We start from the raw sequence: 18,163 nt of genomic DNA, 5'->3' as shown, positions 1-18,163 counted from the left end.
TACACCAATTTGTTGATTTTTCGCTCGAAGGCTTATGACAACTACAGAAACAATTAATGCGGAGATGTTGCTCGAAATGGAATCCGTCAACGTGATGCCATTCACTGAGCACGATAAAATCATCTTGAGGTCTTACGAGGCGGTCGTTGATGGTATTGCCAGTCTGATTGGCCCGTTCTGTGAAATCGTTCTTCACTCTCTGGAAGATCTAAATACCTCTGCGATTAAAATAGCCAATGGTGAAAATACAGGTCGTCAGGTTGGTTCACCTATCACAGACTTAGCTCTGAAAATGCTCAAAGACATCGAAGGCTCTGAGCGCAATTTCTCTCGTTCGTACTTTACGCGTGCGAAAGGCGGCGTGTTGATGAAGTCGATCACGGTCGCTATCCGTAATGGCGAGAACCGTGTTATTGGCCTGCTATGTATTAACGTCAATCTGGATGCGCCATTCTCGCAAGTGTTGCAATCTTTTATGCCAACACAAGAGGCCAAAGAGGCGGCATCATCAGTGAACTTCGCAAGTGATGTTGAAGAGCTGGTGGACCAGACGGTTGAGCGCACGATTGAAGAAATTAATGCGGACAAATCGGTATCAAACAACACTAAGAACCGTCAGATCGTTATGGAACTGTACGACAAAGGTATTTTTGACATCAAAGATGCGATTAACCGCGTCGCTGATCGTCTGAATATCTCTAAGCACACGGTCTATTTATACATTCGTCAGCGTAAAACTGAGGACGAATCAGAGTGAGTGGATTAACTTACACTTTGCTTGTAAATGGCCCAGTGTACGGTAGCCAGTCTGCCCGCAGCGCCTATCAATTTGCCAAAGCGGTGGTTGAGCAAGGGCACACGGTAGTGAGTGTGTTTTTCTACCAAGAGGGCGTGAGCAATGGTAGCGCACTGAGTGTACCAGCCAACGATGAGTTCGATTTGAATAAAGCATGGCAAGTCTTCGCTGAGGAGCACAGCGTGCGCCTTGAAACTTGCGTGGCAGCGGCATTGCGTCGCGGGATTGTGAGTGAAGAAGAAGCCAACCAGCACGGCTTAACTCAAAACAATTTAGCGCAAGGTTTTACTCAGGCAGGATTAGGCAGTTTAGCCGAAGCAATGCTAACCCAGGACCGAGTGGTGCAGTTTTGAGCCAGTTAACTTATTTATTTCGTAGCGCGCCTCACGGGCAGTCCTCTGGACGCGAGGGTGTGGATGCCCTGCTTGCCGCTTCCGCCTATTGTGAAGACATTAGCGTGATATTTATCGGCGATGGTGTTTACCAGCTTTTACTAGGGCAAGACCCATCGGCCATTTTAAGCAAAGATTACGCTCCTATGCTCAAGCTGTTCGATCTGTATGACATCGAACAAGTATTTGTTTGCTCTGATTCACTTGCGCAGCGAGGATTAGCTCAAGCCGACCTGGTCATCGATGCACAGGCATTAACGCTTGAACAAGTTAAAGAGAAACTGCAACAAGCAGGCAAACTACTGTCATTCTGAGGACGCCATGTTACATATCATCAAAACCGTCTCTGCCCTAGAAGATGCCGTGGCTCTGTGGAGTGAGCAAGACGACATTTTACTCATTGAAGATGCTGTGTACGCTGCAAACCCGCAGCATCAAGCGTTCCATCACGTCAAGAGTGCGGCTGTCTTCGCTCTCGAGAGCGATATTCAAGCCAGAGGAATGGGGAATCGCATCAGTCCTTCCGTTAGTGTAGTGACCTATACCGGCTTCGTTGAATTGACCGTAAAACAAGATAAATCCCTTACTTGGGATTGAACATGAATTACTGTCGATAAAGCTTTACGGACTAATTACCCCAATTGAACAAAAAAGATCCGTATATTTCTTGACACACCTCTCACTGCTGCATAGAATTTTGCGTCCCTAAATGCCTAAAGGTAATTAGGGCTAGATTTTTCACAAAGCTTACTTTCAAGTAAATCAGGAGCTAGTTAATGGCAACTATTAACCAGTTGGTACGTAAGCCACGTGCAAAGCAAGTTGTTAAAAGCAACGTGCCTGCACTAGAAGCGTGCCCACAAAAACGTGGTGTATGTACACGTGTTTACACTACTACACCTAAAAAACCTAACTCAGCACTTCGTAAAGTTTGTCGTGTTCGTCTGACAAACGGTTTCGAAGTTACTTCGTACATCGGCGGTGAAGGTCACAACCTTCAAGAGCACTCAGTTGTTCTAATCCGTGGTGGTCGTGTTAAAGACCTTCCAGGTGTGCGTTACCACACTGTTCGCGGCGCACTAGACTGTGCTGGCGTAAATGACCGTAAACAAGGTCGTTCTAAGTACGGTGTGAAGCGTCCTAAGTCTTAATGGATTCCGTTAAGTAAGGCCAAACACTAAATTATTTTTAATTTTTTGAAAAAACTGAAAAGTTTTGGATAAAACCTGAAGAAGACAACGGAGATAAATCCATGCCACGTCGTCGCGTCATTGGTCAGCGTAAGATCCTTCCAGATCCAAAATTCAAATCTGAATTGCTGGCAAAATTCGTTAACATCCTAATGGTTGACGGTAAAAAATCTACTGCAGAGAAAATCGTTTACACTGCACTAGATGCTATGGCTGAAAAGTCTGGTAAAGACCACTTAGCTATTTTTGAAGAAGCTCTTGAAAACGTACGCCCTGCGGTAGAAGTTAAATCTCGCCGTGTTGGTGGTTCAACTTACCAAGTACCTGTAGAAGTACGTCCGGTTCGCCGTAACGCACTTGCTATGCGTTGGTTGGTTGAAGCTGCGCGCAAGCGTGGTGAAAAATCTATGGCTCAACGCCTAGCTGCTGAAATGCTAGACGCGTCTGAGAACAAAGGTACTGCGGTTAAGAAACGTGAAGACGTTCACCGCATGGCTGACGCAAACAAAGCGTTCGCTCATTACCGCTGGTAATACCTTCTGTGCTGCGAGGTTCTCTCGCAGCACTTTTCTATACTCTAAGGTACACCTTAGTAAGAGGATACAATCGTGGCTCGTAAAACTCCTATTGAGCGCTACCGTAATATCGGTATCTGTGCTCACGTAGATGCAGGAAAAACAACCACAACTGAGCGTATTCTGTTCTACACTGGCCTTTCTCACAAAATCGGCGAAGTTCACGATGGTGCAGCAACCATGGACTGGATGGAGCAGGAGCAGGAACGTGGTATCACTATCACTTCAGCTGCGACTACGACATTCTGGCGTGGTATGGAAGCACAATTCCCAGAGCATCGCGTAAACATCATTGATACCCCTGGACACGTTGACTTTACTATCGAAGTAGAGCGTTCTCTTCGTGTACTTGATGGTGCTGTGGTTGTGTTCTGTGGCTCATCTGGTGTTGAACCTCAGTCTGAAACTGTATGGCGTCAAGCAGACAAATACCACGTTCCACGTATGGTTTTTGTTAACAAGATGGACCGTGCAGGCGCAGACTTCCTACGCGTTGTGGACCAAATTAAAAATCGTCTTGGTGCGAATCCTGTTCCAATCCAACTTAACGTTGGTGCTGAAGAGGACTTCAAAGGTGTCATCGACCTTATCAAGATGAAAATGATCAACTGGAGTGAAGCCGACCAAGGCATGTCGTTCACATACGAAGACATTCCAGCTGACATGATCGAGCTTGCCGAAGAATGGCGCAACCATATGGTTGAATCTGCTGCGGAAGCTAGCGAAGAGCTGATGGACAAGTACCTTGAAGAAGGTGAGCTGACTGAAGCTGAGATCAAACAAGCGCTACGTACTCGTACACTAAATAACGAAATCGTACTTGCCACTTGTGGTAGTGCGTTTAAGAACAAAGGTGTTCAAGCGGTACTAGATGCAGTGATCGAATTCTTGCCATCACCAGCTGATGTACCTGCAATTAAAGGTGTTGATGAAAGAGAAAATGAAGTTGAGCGTCACGCTGACGACAACGAACCTTTCTCTGCGCTAGCGTTTAAGATCGCGACTGACCCATTTGTGGGTACGCTTACTTTCATGCGTGTTTACTCTGGTGTAGTAAACTCAGGTGACGGTGTCTACAACTCTGTAAAAGAGAAGAAAGAGCGTTTTGGTCGTATCGTTCAGATGCATGCCAACAAGCGTGAAGAAGTTAAAGAAGTTCGCGCTGGTGATATCGCCGCTGCTATTGGTCTGAAAGACGTAACTACAGGTGACACTCTGTGTGACCAGAACCACAAAGTGATTCTGGAACGTATGGAATTCCCTGAGCCAGTTATTCAGATTGCTGTAGAACCTCGTTCTAAGGCAGACCAAGAAAAAATGGGTATCGCGCTAGGTAAACTGGCTGCTGAAGATCCATCATTCCGCGTGGAAACGGACGACGAAACAGGTCAGACTCTGATCTCAGGTATGGGTGAACTTCACCTAGATATCATCGTTGACCGTATGAAGCGTGAATTCAGCGTTGATTGTAACGTTGGTAAACCTCAGGTTGCTTACCGTGAAACCATTCGTGGTAAAGCGGAAGTGGAAGGTAAGTTTGTTCGTCAATCAGGTGGTCGTGGTCAATACGGTCATGTGTGGATCAAACTTGAGCCTTCAGAGCCTGGTGAAGGTTTCGTATTCGTCGACGAAATCGTGGGTGGTGTGGTTCCTAAGGAATACATCAGCTCGGTATCGAAAGGTATCGAAGAGCAAATGAATAGTGGTGTTCTAGCGGGTTACCCTGTACTAGATATTAAAGCTACACTATTTGATGGTTCTTACCACGATGTAGACTCAAGTGAGATGGCGTTTAAGATCGCTGGCTCAATGGCATTCAAGAAAGGTGCACTAGAAGCGCAACCTGTGATTCTAGAGCCAATGATGAATGTCGAAGTAACCACTCCGGAAGATTGGATGGGTGACGTTGTTGGTGACCTAAACCGTCGTCGCGGTATCATCGAAGGTATGGATGAAGGTGTGGCTGGTCTGAAGATCATCCGTGCTCAAGTTCCACTATCTGAGATGTTTGGTTACGCAACTGACCTACGTTCTGCAACTCAAGGCCGTGCGTCTTACTCTATGGAGTTTCACGAGTACGCTGAAGTGCCGAAAAACTTCGCAGATAAAATTATTGCAGAGCGTGGTTACTAATTGACGACTGAACGGCAAAAAGTTTACGACTTTTTGCCAGATCAAGCCGTCCAAATATTGCGCTAACGAGCGTTGGCGCATAAAATAACATTTTCTGGCGCGTCGTCGATCAATAATGATCACGGCGAATCATAACTAGGAAGGAACACGATTGTGTCTAAAGCAAAATTTGAACGTGTAAAACCACACGTAAACGTTGGTACTATCGGCCACGTTGACCACGGTAAAACAACTCTAACAGCAGCTATCTGTACTACTCTTGCTAAAGTGTACGGCGGTGAAGCGAAAGACTTCGCATCTATCGATAACGCTCCAGAAGAGCGTGAGCGCGGTATCACAATCTCTACTTCTCACGTAGAGTACGACACTCCAACTCGTCACTACGCACACGTAGACTGCCCAGGACACGCTGACTATGTTAAAAACATGATCACTGGTGCTGCGCAAATGGACGGTGGTATCCTAGTTGTTGCTGCAACAGATGGCCCAATGCCTCAAACTCGTGAGCACATCCTACTAGGCCGTCAGGTTGGTATCCCATACATCATCGTATTCATGAACAAATGTGACATGGTTGACGATGAAGAGCTACTAGAACTAGTAGAAATGGAAGTTCGTGAGCTTCTATCTGAGTACGATTTCCCAGGTGATGACCTACCAGTTATCCAAGGTTCTGCACTAGGCGCACTAAACGGCGAAGAGCAGTGGGAAGCGAAAATCGTTGAACTAGCAGAAGCGCTAGATTCATACATCCCAGAACCAGAGCGTGCAGTAGACCTACCGTTCCTAATGCCAATCGAAGACGTATTCTCGATCCAAGGCCGTGGTACTGTAGTAACTGGTCGTATCGAACGTGGTATCCTAAACGTAGGTGACGAAGTTGCTATCGTTGGTATCAAAGACACCATCACTACTACATGTACTGGTGTTGAAATGTTCCGTAAGCTTCTAGACGAAGGTCGTGCGGGTGAGAACGTTGGTGCACTTCTACGTGGTACTAAGCGTGACGAAGTAGAACGTGGTCAAGTACTAGCTAAGCCAGGTTCAATCACTCCACACACTAAATTCGAATCAGAAGTATACGTACTGTCTAAAGATGAAGGTGGTCGTCACACTCCATTCTTCAAAGGCTACCGTCCACAGTTCTACTTCCGTACAACTGACGTAACTGGTGACATCACGCTACCAGAAGGCGTAGAAATGGTAATGCCAGGCGACAACGTACAAATGACTGTAGAGCTAATCGCACCAATCGCAATGGACGAAGGTCTACGTTTCGCGATCCGTGAAGGTGGCCGTACAGTAGGTGCTGGTGTTGTTGCTAAGATCTTCGACTAATTCTTAACGAATTAAACGAAATCTCGCACGTTTCTTCATCTTGAAGAAAACGCAGCAGAAAAAGGGAGGCTTTGGCTTCCCTTTTTCATATCTACTGATCCATTCAGTTATAAGTAGATAAAAAACGATCCTACTTTTTCTTTCTTTAAAACAGCGTGTTACCCTCTTACCAATATCTTCATTTTATCTATTCATTCTAAGTGCTTGATCCTTTCTTATTCTTCCAAGATTAATATAACCAAATGTTCTGAATTGACCTTTCAATACGACTGGTAACAAGAACTATTCTTGTTTATATTGTTTTTTCGATAGTTACTGTTTATGGGTTTTGAGTATGTTTGTATGTCTTTGTCATGGTGTTTCTGACAAGAAAATTAGGAAGTTGGCAGTTGATGAAGGCATAACGGATATCAGGGGGATAAAGCGATGTACATCTTTGGGTAGCCAATGCGGGAAGTGCATCCGACAAGCCAAAGAAATTTTAGCAGAACACTACACCGAACTAAAACAAGCTAGCTAATCACTGTAATTGCTCTGGTGAAAGCGCTGAGCCTTTTGACACCTTCTCATTTGCTTCTACATTTAAATGAAGCCTAAATAGAGGAGGGGCTAGTCAATGAAAGGCGATCCAATCATAATCCAACATCTCAACAAAATACTTGGTAACGAACTCGTCGCTATTAATCAGTATTTTCTTCATGCTCGTATGTATAAAGATTGGGGTTTAAAGCACCTAGCTGATAAGGAATATCACGAGTCTATTGATGAAATGAAGCATGCCGATCATCTCATTGAACGTATTCTATTCTTAGAAGGTTTACCTAACCTGCAAGATCTCGGCAAGCTGATGATCGGTGAAGATACCAAAGAAATGCTTGAATGCGATCTTAAACTGGAAATGGCCGCTATTCCTGATCTAAAAGATGCGATTGCTTACGCAGAAGATATTCGAGACTACGTTTCACGTGATTTGTTTCAGGATATCCTCGAAGATGAAGAAGAACATGTCGACTGGCTTGAGACTCAGCTTGGCTTAATCGAGATGTCTGGCATCGAAAATTATCTGCAAGCGCAGTATGTTGATGAGGAATAATCTCGGAAATTTCCTCGTTATGTTTACAAATCTGATGCTTACAGTAGTGCACCTGACTTAAAAGTTGGGTGCTTTTCCTGCTTATCTGGTCTAATCTCTTTTAATATCGATTTTTTAAGGATATTGCTCGCAATCTTACCTATGAAGATTGACTTCTATCCATTAGAATTTATTCCCCCTTACCTAAAAAATAAAAAGAGAAACGCCCACATGTCTGAAGACAAAGCAGTAACTCCCGAAGAAGAGCAGCGCCAACGAGCCCTTGACTATCATGCATACCCAACCCCAGGGAAGATTGCAGTCGAGCTGACAACACCCGCAGAAACCGCCGGTGATCTTGCACTAGCATACAGCCCAGGTGTAGCTGAGCCTGTACGTGAAATCGCACAAAACCCAGACAATGTATACAAGTACACCGCGAAAGGTAACATGGTTGCCGTTATTTCTAACGGTACCGCGATTCTTGGCTTGGGTAACTTAGGTCCGCTTGCTTCTAAACCTGTAATGGAAGGTAAAGCGCTACTGTTTAAGCGTTTCGCTGGACTTGATTCGATTGATATCGAAGTAAAACACCGCACGATCGACGAGTTCGTTAATACTGTAGCAAGCATTGCTGATACCTTCGGTGGTATTAACCTTGAAGATATTAAAGCGCCAGACTGTTTCGAAATTGAAAAGCGTCTTATCGAACGTTGTGATGTACCTGTATTCCACGATGACCAGCACGGTACCGCTATCGTAACGGCCGCTGGCATGCTGAACGCCATTGAGCTGCAAGGTAAGAAGCTTGAAGACTCTACGATCGTTTGTCTTGGTGCAGGTGCGGCTGCAGTAGCGTGTATGGAACTACTGATCAAATGTGGCGCGATGCGTGAAAAGATTTACATGTTGGATCGTAAAGGCGTGATTCATACTCGCCGTGATGATCTTAACGAGTACAAAGAGCTATTCGCAAATAACACCGACAAACGTACTTTAGAAGATGTAATTGAAGGTGCTGACCTGTTCCTTGGCGTATCAGGTCCAAACCTGCTTCCACCTGAAGCATTAAAACTGATGGCGGATAAGCCGATTGTTTTCGCATGTTCAAACCCAGATCCTGAAATTAAGCCAGAGCTAGCACATGAAGTTCGTGATGACTTAATTATGGGCACAGGCCGTAGTGATTACCCGAACCAGGTAAACAACGTACTGTGTTTCCCATTTATTTTCCGTGGTGCGCTTGATGTGCGCGCAAGCGAAATTAACGATGAGATGAAACTGGCTGCGGTTGACGCTATTCGTCAATTGGCGAAAGAGCCAGTACCAGAAGCGGTACTGAAAGCGGCGGGTGTCGATAAGCTTGAGTTTGGCACTGACTACATCATTCCAAAGCCAATGGATGCTCGCTTACTGCCTCGCGTTGCAAAAGCTGTTGCTCAAGCGGCGGTTGACTCTGGTGTTGCTCGTATTGAAATGCCTGAAAACTACATGGCAGAGTAAGACAAAGATTTAAACGATGTACAAAAAATGGGACGCGATGGCGTCCCATTTTTTTATTTCATTTTTAGTATTAGGCGCTAAATAACCGCTTGGTGTATTCAACGTGCTCCTAATTACTCTTCGTCAAATGACTCAAATTCGATGCCCATTTCGGTCATCAGAGCTTTTGCTTCAGTCGGAATATCGTCAGGGCGATCTTTACGAAGGTCCTCGTCCGTTGGAAGTGGCTGACCCGTATACGCATGTAGGAATGCTTCGCATAGGAGTTCGCTGTTGGTTGCGTGGCGTAAGTTATTGATCTGACGACGAGTACGTTCATCAGTTAGCACTTTTAAAACTTTCAGCGGGATAGATACAGTGATTTTTTTTACTTGTTCGCTTTTCTTTCCATGCTCAGCATATGGGCTAATGTATTCGCCATTCCAGTCAGCCATTGCGTACCTTCATATTTGTAATAGGTTAAAAACTAATTGAGGTGCTGATTTTAGCTGCATTTACTGCCATAAGCAAAGACATATAGACGTCTAGAAGTGTTGACGTCTTAATTTTTGACGAGTAAAGTGACAAGAACAGTAAGGGAAGTGTGCAATTCATTGAATCTGACCATTTAGATATAGCGCATTCCCATTTAGAAGTCATCACCTGTGAAAGGATACACCCATGAGCTCCCGTAAGCCTGCAACTATTGCTGTACGCACCGGTATTGAGTCTGACACTCAATACCATGCTGTCGTTCCACCAATCTACCTTTCAACGAATTACGGCTTTCCTGCGTTTGGGGAAGTGCCTAAGTACGATTACACGCGCTCTGGTAACCCAAACCGTGGATTATTAGAAAGTGCATTGTCTGAGTTGGAGTCAGGTAAAGGGGCTGTCATCACTAACTGTGGTACGTCCGCACTGAACTTATGGGTGTCTGCTTTTATTGGACCTGATGATCTTATTGTCGCGCCAAACGACTGTTATGGTGGCACTTATCGTCTGTTTAACACTCGTGCAAACAAAGGCGATTTCAAGGTGCTGTTTGTCGATCAAACTGACGAACAGGCGCTGAATGCGGCATTAGCACAGAAACCAAAACTGGTTCTGCTAGAAACGCCATCTAACCCTCTGGTTCGTGTTGTCGATGTTGCTGTCGTGTGTGAAAAAGCGAAGCAGGTTGGCGCATTAGTCGCGGTAGACAATACCTTTTTGACACCTGTGTACCAGAAGCCATTAGAACTAGGCGCTGACTTTGTTATTCACTCTACAACGAAATACATCAATGGACACTCAGATGTGATTGGTGGTGTGATTATCGCTAAAACGGAAGAGCATGCAGAAGAGTTAGCGTGGTGGGGCAACTGTATTGGGGCGACAGGCACACCTTTTGATAGCTACATGACGTTGAGAGGTCTTCGTACTTTGGGTGCGCGCATGCGAGTGCATGAAGAAAGCTCACAGCAGGTGCTGGCTTACCTACAGAAGCAAGCTTTGGTGGCGAAAATTTATCATCCAAGTCTGCCACAGCACCCTGGCCATGAGATTGCTAAAAAGCAACAGTCTGGTTTTGGCTCTATGTTGAGCTTTGAGTTTGCGGGCTCGTTTGAGCAGCTTAAAGCCTTTGTTAAAGAGCTTCAGTTGTTCTCACTTGCAGAGTCTTTGGGCGGGGTAGAAAGCTTGATTTGTCACCCAGCATCTATGACGCATCGTGCGATGGGTGAAGAAGCCTTGGCTGAAGCGGGTGTATCACAGCAATTGCTGCGCCTTTCTGTAGGGCTAGAAGATGCACAAGATCTTATTGCCGACCTAGAGCAAGCTTTCACTAAATCTGCACAGCAATAGGAGTTAATAATGACTGTACAACGTCAGCTACACAAGTTTGGTGGTAGCAGCCTGGCAAACCCAGAGTGTTACTTACGTGTAGCGGGAATTCTCAAGGAATACTCTGCAGAAAATGACTTGGTGGTGGTCTCTGCAGCCGGTAAAACAACCAACCGCCTAATTGAGTTCCTTGAAGGCTTAGAAAAAGATGGTCGAATTGCGCACGAAGCTTTGCAGAGCTTGAGACAGTTTCAAATCAGTCTCATTGAAGAGTTATTAGAGGGAGACGCGCAAGAACAGCTGCTTGCCTCCTTACAAGATGAGTTCAGTACATTGGCGGAACTGACCTCTCCGCTGACCGAAGCGCAAAAGGCGGCGGTATTAGGCCACGGAGAAGTATGGTCTTCTCGATTACTGGCTGGTTTACTGACGCAAAAGCAACTGCCTGCTGTAGCGCAAGACGCGCGAGCATTCCTACGCGCAGAAGCGGGCACTCAACCAGAAGTTGATCGTGCTCGTTCATACCCGCTTATCAAAGAGGCACTGGCACAACATAGCCACAAACGTGTGATCATTACCGGCTTCATGGCACAAAACGATAACGGTGAAACTGTTCTGCTTGGCCGTAACGGTTCAGACTACTCTGCAACCGTGATTGGTGCGCTTGCAGAAGTGAGTACAGTGACGATTTGGAGTGATGTAGCGGGCGTTTATAGCGCAGACCCACGTTTGGTATCAGATGCATGTTTACTACCACTCTTAAGACTGGATGAAGCGAGTGAGCTGGCTCGTTTAGCTGCGCCAGTACTGCACAGCCGAACCTTGCAGCCTGTGGCTCAAAGCACCATGGATCTGAGCCTTAAATGCAGTTACCTGCCAGAGTCAGGTTCGACCCGCATTGAGCGAGTTCTGGCTTCTGGTCGCGGGGCGAAAATCATCACCTCGCTGGATGACGTGCTATTGGTTCAGCTAACATTTGCGCATGGACATGACTTTGAGAAAGCACAGAGTGATGTTCTGGAATCCCTAAAACGCGTTCAGTTGGAGCCACTGGCATTTGAAGCTCAGCCTGAACAGCAGATATTACGACTGGCATACACAGCAGAAATTGCTGGCGGTGCACTCAAGTATCTACAGGAATCTGATCTGGATGCGGAGATTAACCTCACTGATGGTTACTCTCTGATTGCTGCCGTAGGTGCTGGTGTGACAACTAATGCCAACCACTGTTTTGGTTTTCAGCAAAAGCTGAAACACTCTCCGGTGGAATTTATCGCTGAGACGGAGTCTGGTTTAAGTCTGGTAGCCGTATTACGTAACACTGATACCGAAGAACTGGTACAGACGGTTCACAGCCAGTTATTTCAGGCACAGAAGCGCGTTGCTGTCGCATTATGCGGTAAAGGGAATATCGGTTCGAGCTGGCTGAGTTTATTCGCTTCACAGAAGAATGAACTTGAAAAACGTCATGGCATGAGCTTTGACTTAGTCGCGGTGGTTGATAGCCAAATGTATTGGTTTGATAGCCAAGGCATTGATGCATCCAGTGTTTCAGCACGCTTCAATGACGAAAGTATCGCAAACGATGGCTCTTGGTTATCTCGTCTTGGTGCTTTGCAGGACTACGATGAAGCTGTGGTCCTCGATGTTACCGCCAGTCAGGAATTAGCGAAATGTTACGTTGATATCGCTCAGCAAGGTATTCACCTAATTTCGGCCAATAAAGTCGCAGGTTCAGCTGATAGTCAATATTACCATCAGGTCCAGGATGCGTTTGCCAAAATTGGACGTCACTGGCTGTATAACGCTACGGTAGGTGCCGGGTTACCAATCAACCATACGGTGCGCGATCTTCGTGAGAGTGGCGATGAGATTATTGCACTCTCAGGTATTTTCTCCGGTACGCTTTCATGGTTATTCCAACAGTTTGATGGCTCAGTGCCATTCAGCGAGTTAGTGGATTTAGCCTGGCAGCAAGGATTAACAGAGCCTGACCCTCGCTCTGACTTAGATGGCTCTGATGTGATGCGTAAGCTGGTTATTCTGGCCCGTGAGTCTGGTCTGGACATCGAACCGGGAAGCGTAAAGGTAGAGTCGTTAGTTCCTGAAGAACTGAGCACGCTGAGCTTAGATGAGTTTTTTGATAACGCCGCGCTGCTGAGCCAGACTCTGCAAGAACGTTTGACCAAAGCGCAGAAAAACGATCAGGTACTGCGTTACGTTGCGCGTTTAGAGAAAGATGGCAAAGCGACCGTCGGCATTGAAGCTTTGTCCCGTGAGCATGCGCTGGCTAACCTACTGCCGTGTGACAATATTTTTGCTATTGAAAGCAAGTGGTACAAAGACAACCCGCTTGTTATCCGCGGTCCTGGCGCTGGACGTGAAGTTACGGCAGGGGCGATTCAGTCCGATTTAAACCGCCTTGCTGGGCTATTCTAAACACTCAAAACCCCGGAATTCATCCGGGGTTTTTTATTCCTGTCTTGGTGCCATAATTAATCTCAGAACCGTTATTGGCGAACTATTTTTGTGGATAAATATTAGCCAACAATCAACTTGAACTATCCTCATCATTAACGTGAAAAAAATTCATAATCACAAGGTTGACATTAAATCGTATTCAATACATTCTGTAGACATATAGACGTCTAAACGTCGATTTGAGAATTTGATTTCGTGGCGGGTTGCCACAGGGAGAGTAAGATGGGTTACACGCACGCAGGCCATATCGATGCCTTAAACCAGAATATCGCTGAATTGTCAGACAATATTAATGTTTCATTTGAGTTTTTTCCGCCAAGCAATGAAAAGATGGAAGAGACTCTATGGAACTCTGTGCACCGTCTAAAAACACTCAAGCCTAAGTTTGTATCAGTTACTTACGGAGCTAACTCAGGCGAACGTGACAGAACTCATTCCATCATCAAAGAAATCAAATCAGAAACAGGCTTAGTGGCAGCACCGCACCTGACTTGTATCGATGCGACTCGTGAAGAATTGATTGAGATTGCCGATGATTACTGGAACAACGGTATCGAAAATATCGTCGCACTACGTGGTGATATTCCACCAGGTGGCGGCGCTCCTGATATGTACGCATCTGACTTGGTTGAACTGTTGAAGTCTCGTCATGATTTCGATATCTCAGTTGCGGCTTTCCCAGAAGTGCATCCTGAAGCAAAAAGCGCACAGGCTGATCTGCTAAACCTGAAGCGTAAGGTGGATGCAGGTGCTAACCGAGCGATTACTCAGTTTTTCTTCGATGTAGAGTCTTACCTACGTTTTCGTGACCGCTGTGTTGTCGCTGGTATCGACGTAGAAATCGTACCGGGTATCTTGCCAGTATCTAACTTTAAACAGGCGTCTCGCTTTGCTGCGCAGAATAACGTAAAAGTTCCAGGCTGGATGAGCAAGCAGTTTGAAGGTTTGGATGATGATCCGGTAACTCGTCAATTAGTTGGTGCAAGTCAGGCGATTGATATGGTGCGTGTACTGAGCCGTGAAGGTGTGAAAGACTTCCACTTTTACACTCTAAACCGAGCTGAGATGACTTACGCGTTGTGCCACACCTTGGGTGTACGTCCTCAAGTTGCAGTCTAAAACGTGAGTGAAAAAGAAAAGGCTTGCCAAATGGCAAGCCTTTTTTGTTGTTAAGCTATGAGCTGTTTGAAGTGGATTAGCCGATAACTTCAAGTTCAGTTAGCACTTCTTCTGCCCACGTGATCCACGTTTCGCGTAGTAGAAGATTGCGGCGTAGTGTCAGGCGCTCCAGACGTGCTTGTTTATCCAGAGTAGACGGCGTCGCGTAGTATGCAGCTTCGATTTCTTTGTAGTGAGAAACCAGTTTGCGTGACTCTTCAACCAGTTCAGATAGTTGCTCACGGAAAGGTGCAGACGGTTGCACAGCACAAGCCATCAGCTTCGCTGAGAACTCGTCACGAACTGTTGGGTGTGCAGTTGGCTGATCAAACCATTCACCTAGTGCGCTACGTCCAGCATCTGTGATGGAGTACACTTTACGGTCTGGTTTGCCTTCTTGAGGCTCTAGTACGCAAGTAACCAGTTCTTTCTCAGCCATTTTGTTTAGCTCACGGTAAACTTGCTGGTGGCTCGCTTTCCAGAAGTAACCAATGCTAGCTGAGAATTCTTTTGTGATATCGTAACCGGTTGCATCGCGCGTGCTAAGCACAGTTAAGATTACGTGTGGTAATGACATGTCTTCAATCCAAATGGTCAATAAACTTGTAAACAAGCTACTTATACTTTCAGCTGCGCTCTTAATGGCGTTTTGAGTTTTTATGCATAAGTAGCACCAACAAATGTTGGTCCTGTCACCTTAAAGCCGTTTATCACCTAGAAAGATGGGTGGAACCCATCGAGGCTGGAGCTGATATGGTTGGATTTATTCGCTCTCAGCAAGGCGAGTAGTATATAAATAATAAGCATGAAGTGGAATACTAGGAAAGAATAACACTAAAAAACTAACATAATACTCAGTAATGTATTTTTGTGGTTATTTATTCTGATTTATTGGTTCTTTTTGGGTTATTTTTAGGGTGTTTATCTGGTTAATTGCTGTTCAATTTGATGGGTATAAGAAAGGCTGAGCGATTGCTCAGCCTTTTATATCATAATCTGTTACAAGTAACAGGCTATTTTAACCAGTGTTACGCATACCTGCCGCGATACCCGCAATAGTCACCATCAGCGCTTCTTCAAGGTCTGCTGATGCTTCCTCATTTTGACGTGTACGATACAGCAACTCTGCTTGAAGCATATTCAATGGCTCAACGTAGATGTTACGTAAGCGGATGGACTCCAGACCCCAAGGGTCATGTTGCATCAGGTTCTCGTTGTTTTCTACATTCAGAACCGCTTTGATGTCCTTCTGCAGCTGCTCTCGTAATCTTTCGCCTAATGGACGAAGTGATTCATCAACCAAGCGCAGGTCGTAGTAGCGAGAGATATCGATGTTACACTTCGAGTACACCATTTCTAACATGCCAAGGCGCGTTGAGAAGAATGGCCACTCACGACACATCTCTTCCAGTAACGCTTGATGACCTTTGTCGATCGAGTACTGGATTGCTTCACCGGCACCTAACCATGCTGGCAGAACCAAACGGTTTTGGCTCCATGAGAAGATCCATGGAATGGCGCGTAAGCTCTCGACACCACCTTTAGGGTTACGCTTCGCAGGGCGCGATCCCAGTGGCAGTTTACCGAGTTCCAGTTCTGGGGTCGCCTGGCGGAAGTAAGGTACAAAATCTGGTTCGCCGCGCACAACGCTACGGTACGCTTCACAGCTCACCTGAGACAGTACTTCCATCAGATCACGCCACTCTTGTTTTGGCTCTGGTGGCGGTAGCAGGTTCGCTTCCAGAATCGCACTGGCGTATAGGTTAAAGCTGTTTACGGCAACGTCTGGTAGACCCAGCTTAAAGCGAATCATCTCGCCTTGCTCGGTAACACGCAGGCCACCTTTAAGACTCTTAGGTGGCTGAGACAGTAACGCAGCATGTGCAGGAGCACCACCACGACCAACCGTACCGCCACGACCGTGGAATAATGTCAGTTCCACGCCTTCCTCTTCAGCAACTTTAACCAGAGACTCCATTGCATGGTACTGAGCCCAGCCTGCAGACATAACACCCGCATCTTTTGCAGAGTCAGAGTAACCAATCATGACCATTTGGTGATTTTGGATAAAGCCACGGTATAGGTCGATATCCATCAGTTGCTTGATCACTGACTCAGCGTTATTTAAGTCGTCCAGGGTTTCAAACAGAGGACAGACATCCATACGGTAAGGACAGCCAGATTCTTGTAGCAGTAAGTGAACTGCCAGAACGTCTGACGCGGTACGTGCCATGGAGATGACGTAAGCACCGAATGCTTCACGAGATTGTGCAGCAATGATCTTACAGGTGTCCAAAACCTCTTGAACTGGTTCAGATGGTTCCCAGTCACGAGGTAGAAGTGGGCGTTTGGAAGCCAGCTCATTAGTTAGGAACGCAAGCTTGTCTTGTTCACTCCACTGCTGGTAGTCGCCAATACCAAGATGGCGAGTCAACTCAGATAGTGCATCTGCGTGACGAGTACTTTCCTGACGAATATCCAGACGAACTAGGTGAACACCAAATGCTTTCACGCGGCGCAGAGTATCAAGCAATGAGCCATCTGCGATTACACCCATACCACACTCGTGTAGTGATTGGTAACACGCGTATAGAGGTTCCCAAAGCTGTTCTACTTTTTGTAGTGGTGCTTTGACTGCTAGTTTCTGACCATTGATCTTCGCATCAAGAATATCTTTGGTTTCGTTGAGCAGAGAGCGAAGCTGCTTGAGGATCGCACGGTATGGTTCGTGTTGATCATCGCCAGCCAGTTCACGCACTTGATCGTTGCTGACTGTCATCGACAGTTCACTGATCAGTTCGTTGATGTCATTTAGATAAAGATCTGCCGCCTTCCAACGCGATAGAAGCAGAACTTCACGCGTGATGCTGTGCGTAACAAACGGGTTGCCGTCACGGTCGCCGCCCATCCAAGAGGAGAAATGCACCGGACGTGCGTCGATTGGTAAACCTTCGCCAAGATAAGATTCCAGACGATCGTTCATCTCGCGTAAAAACTCAGGTACGGCTTCCCATAGTGAGTTTTCTACAACAGCAAAGCCCCATTTCGCTTCATCAAGCGGTGTCGGGCGTTGTTGGCGGATGACGTCTGAGTGCCAGCCTTGGGCAATCAGCTGTTCCAGACGACGTTCAGTTTTCTTGCGCTCTTTCGATGAAAGGTCGCTTAACTCTAGCTTTGATAAACACTCGTTGATTTTCACCAGTTTGTTGATCATGGTGCGACGAGTGATTTCAGTTGGGTGAGCCGTCAGTACCAGTTCAATATTCAGGTCACGTACAGCCTGAGCGGTATCAAGCTTGCTAACATCGTTTTGTACCAGTTTAGAAAATAGCGAGTTGATCGCGTCTGGTTCGCAGATGTGCTCTTCACAGTGACGTGAAATTGTGTGGTATTGCTCAGCAATATTCGTGAGATTTAGAAATTGGTTAAAAGCTCGAGTGACTGGTGTCAATTGCTCATCAGGAAGGTGTTTAATTTCTTCTATCAAGCTTTCTTTGTCTGCTTGGTTTCCTGCTTGGGCTGATTTGGATAATTTACGAATAGTTTCCACTTTCTCGAAGATTTCTTCGCCATGGGCATCGTGAATGGTATTACCCAGTAAGTGGCCTAACATGCGCACATTGCTTTTGAGTGCGGCGTATTTCTCGTTCATTGTCGTCCTGCCTCGTAAAAAAACTACATCCATTGTCCTTGTTAAGACACCAATCTAGCGAAAAGCACCA

Annotated in this window: 17 protein-coding genes; 14 read left to right on the top strand and 3 right to left on the bottom strand. The window is 46.0% G+C overall.

The annotated features are described in order from the left end of the window. Window positions 1-34 precede the first annotated feature (34 nt). The 11 genes from VEJY3_RS14380 (at window position 35) to VEJY3_RS14335 (ending at window position 8,999) form a co-directional block, all read left to right on the top strand. Window positions 35-757, top strand: coding sequence for a transcriptional regulator (locus tag VEJY3_RS14380; RefSeq protein WP_014233175.1), 723 nt, complete (start codon window positions 35-37; stop codon window positions 755-757). Beyond that, entirely contained in the window at window positions 754-1,149 is a 396-nt protein-coding gene (gene tusD, locus VEJY3_RS14375) for a sulfurtransferase complex subunit TusD (protein ID WP_014233174.1), read from the top strand. The genes VEJY3_RS14380 and tusD overlap by 4 nt, the downstream gene beginning before the upstream one ends. Then, window positions 1,146-1,502 carry a sulfurtransferase complex subunit TusC gene (tusC, locus tag VEJY3_RS14370; RefSeq protein WP_014233173.1) on the top strand — a complete coding sequence of 119 codons (357 nt, stop codon included), beginning with the start codon at window positions 1,146-1,148 and terminating at the stop codon, window positions 1,500-1,502. The genes tusD and tusC overlap by 4 nt, the downstream gene beginning before the upstream one ends. Window positions 1,503-1,509: 7 nt before the next feature. Then, window positions 1,510-1,785 (top strand): sulfurtransferase complex subunit TusB, encoded by a 276-nt coding sequence (gene tusB, locus VEJY3_RS14365; RefSeq protein WP_014233172.1) that lies wholly within the window; start codon window positions 1,510-1,512, stop codon window positions 1,783-1,785. A 179-nt stretch (window positions 1,786-1,964) separates the two neighbouring features. Beyond that, the gene (rpsL, locus tag VEJY3_RS14360) at window positions 1,965-2,339 is read left to right on the top strand and encodes a 30S ribosomal protein S12 (protein WP_004399892.1); all 375 of its coding nucleotides are present in this window, start codon (window positions 1,965-1,967) and stop codon (window positions 2,337-2,339) included. A 101-nt stretch (window positions 2,340-2,440) separates the two neighbouring features. Further along, complete coding sequence (rpsG, locus tag VEJY3_RS14355; protein ID WP_005382796.1) at window positions 2,441-2,911, top strand: 30S ribosomal protein S7; 471 nt, start codon at window positions 2,441-2,443, stop codon at window positions 2,909-2,911. A gap of 75 nt (window positions 2,912-2,986) precedes the next feature. Then, on the top strand, window positions 2,987-5,086 hold the full coding sequence (gene fusA / locus VEJY3_RS14350) for an elongation factor G (protein ID WP_014233171.1): 2,100 nt from the start codon (window positions 2,987-2,989) through the stop codon (window positions 5,084-5,086). Between the two features lie 153 nt (window positions 5,087-5,239). Beyond that, complete coding sequence (gene tuf / locus VEJY3_RS14345; protein WP_014233170.1) at window positions 5,240-6,424, top strand: elongation factor Tu; 1,185 nt, start codon at window positions 5,240-5,242, stop codon at window positions 6,422-6,424. 334 nt (window positions 6,425-6,758) lie between these two features. After that, on the top strand, window positions 6,759-6,944 hold the full coding sequence (locus VEJY3_RS24890; RefSeq protein WP_014233169.1) for a (2Fe-2S)-binding protein: 186 nt from the start codon (window positions 6,759-6,761) through the stop codon (window positions 6,942-6,944). A 96-nt stretch (window positions 6,945-7,040) separates the two neighbouring features. Beyond that, entirely contained in the window at window positions 7,041-7,517 is a 477-nt protein-coding gene (bfr, locus tag VEJY3_RS14340) for a bacterioferritin (RefSeq protein WP_014233168.1), read from the top strand. A 210-nt stretch (window positions 7,518-7,727) separates the two neighbouring features. Then, window positions 7,728-8,999 (top strand): malic enzyme-like NAD(P)-binding protein, encoded by a 1,272-nt coding sequence (locus VEJY3_RS14335; protein WP_014233167.1) that lies wholly within the window; start codon window positions 7,728-7,730, stop codon window positions 8,997-8,999. Window positions 9,000-9,112: 113 nt separating this feature from the next. Here the strand turns inward: VEJY3_RS14335 and metJ are convergent, their stop codons facing one another. Beyond that, window positions 9,113-9,433 carry a met regulon transcriptional regulator MetJ gene (gene metJ / locus VEJY3_RS14330; RefSeq protein WP_014233166.1) on the bottom strand — a complete coding sequence of 107 codons (321 nt, stop codon included), beginning with the start codon at window positions 9,431-9,433 and terminating at the stop codon, window positions 9,113-9,115. Window positions 9,434-9,659: 226 nt separating this feature from the next. On the opposite strand from metJ, the gene VEJY3_RS14325 reads away from it, so the two are divergent. The 3 genes from VEJY3_RS14325 (at window position 9,660) to metF (ending at window position 14,402) form a co-directional block, all read left to right on the top strand. Beyond that, the gene (locus VEJY3_RS14325; protein ID WP_014233165.1) at window positions 9,660-10,823 is read left to right on the top strand and encodes an O-succinylhomoserine (thiol)-lyase; all 1,164 of its coding nucleotides are present in this window, start codon (window positions 9,660-9,662) and stop codon (window positions 10,821-10,823) included. Window positions 10,824-10,832: 9 nt separating this feature from the next. After that, window positions 10,833-13,241, top strand: coding sequence for a bifunctional aspartate kinase/homoserine dehydrogenase II (locus VEJY3_RS14320; RefSeq protein ID WP_014233164.1), 2,409 nt, complete (start codon window positions 10,833-10,835; stop codon window positions 13,239-13,241). A gap of 264 nt (window positions 13,242-13,505) precedes the next feature. Continuing rightward, window positions 13,506-14,402, top strand: a complete 897-nt coding sequence (gene metF / locus VEJY3_RS14315) for a methylenetetrahydrofolate reductase (protein WP_014233163.1) — start codon at window positions 13,506-13,508, stop codon at window positions 14,400-14,402. A gap of 76 nt (window positions 14,403-14,478) precedes the next feature. On the opposite strand, the gene VEJY3_RS14310 is transcribed toward metF, so the two are convergent. Together VEJY3_RS14310 and ppc are read right to left on the bottom strand one after the other, a co-directional pair. Continuing rightward, window positions 14,479-15,018: a PadR family transcriptional regulator gene (locus tag VEJY3_RS14310; protein WP_014233162.1), complete on the bottom strand. Its 540-nt coding sequence runs from the start codon at window positions 15,016-15,018 to the stop codon at window positions 14,479-14,481. A 441-nt stretch (window positions 15,019-15,459) separates the two neighbouring features. Continuing rightward, entirely contained in the window at window positions 15,460-18,093 is a 2,634-nt protein-coding gene (gene ppc, locus VEJY3_RS14305; RefSeq protein WP_014233161.1) for a phosphoenolpyruvate carboxylase, read from the bottom strand. Between the last annotated feature and the right edge of the window lie 70 nt (window positions 18,094-18,163).

This window comes from Vibrio sp. EJY3, assembly GCF_000241385.1.
In the GTDB taxonomy this organism is placed as follows: domain Bacteria; phylum Pseudomonadota; class Gammaproteobacteria; order Enterobacterales; family Vibrionaceae; genus Vibrio; species Vibrio natriegens.
Note: the sequence above shows the minus strand (reverse complement) of the source record. Positions and strands in the feature narration are given on the sequence as shown.

Coding starts and splice junctions, on each gene's coding strand:
- VEJY3_RS14380 (WP_014233175.1), top strand. CDS start 35: ATGACAACTACAGAAACAATTAATGCGGAGATGTTGCTCGAAATGGAA.
- tusB (WP_014233172.1), top strand. CDS start 1,510: ATGTTACATATCATCAAAACCGTCTCTGCCCTAGAAGATGCCGTGGCT.
- rpsL (WP_004399892.1), top strand. CDS start 1,965: ATGGCAACTATTAACCAGTTGGTACGTAAGCCACGTGCAAAGCAAGTT.
- rpsG (WP_005382796.1), top strand. CDS start 2,441: ATGCCACGTCGTCGCGTCATTGGTCAGCGTAAGATCCTTCCAGATCCA.
- VEJY3_RS24890 (WP_014233169.1), top strand. CDS start 6,759: ATGTTTGTATGTCTTTGTCATGGTGTTTCTGACAAGAAAATTAGGAAG.
- bfr (WP_014233168.1), top strand. CDS start 7,041: ATGAAAGGCGATCCAATCATAATCCAACATCTCAACAAAATACTTGGT.
- VEJY3_RS14335 (WP_014233167.1), top strand. CDS start 7,728: ATGTCTGAAGACAAAGCAGTAACTCCCGAAGAAGAGCAGCGCCAACGA.
- metJ (WP_014233166.1), bottom strand. CDS start 9,433: ATGGCTGACTGGAATGGCGAATACATTAGCCCATATGCTGAGCATGGA.
- VEJY3_RS14325 (WP_014233165.1), top strand. CDS start 9,660: ATGAGCTCCCGTAAGCCTGCAACTATTGCTGTACGCACCGGTATTGAG.
- VEJY3_RS14320 (WP_014233164.1), top strand. CDS start 10,833: ATGACTGTACAACGTCAGCTACACAAGTTTGGTGGTAGCAGCCTGGCA.
- metF (WP_014233163.1), top strand. CDS start 13,506: ATGGGTTACACGCACGCAGGCCATATCGATGCCTTAAACCAGAATATC.
- VEJY3_RS14310 (WP_014233162.1), bottom strand. CDS start 15,018: ATGTCATTACCACACGTAATCTTAACTGTGCTTAGCACGCGCGATGCA.
- ppc (WP_014233161.1), bottom strand. CDS start 18,093: ATGAACGAGAAATACGCCGCACTCAAAAGCAATGTGCGCATGTTAGGC.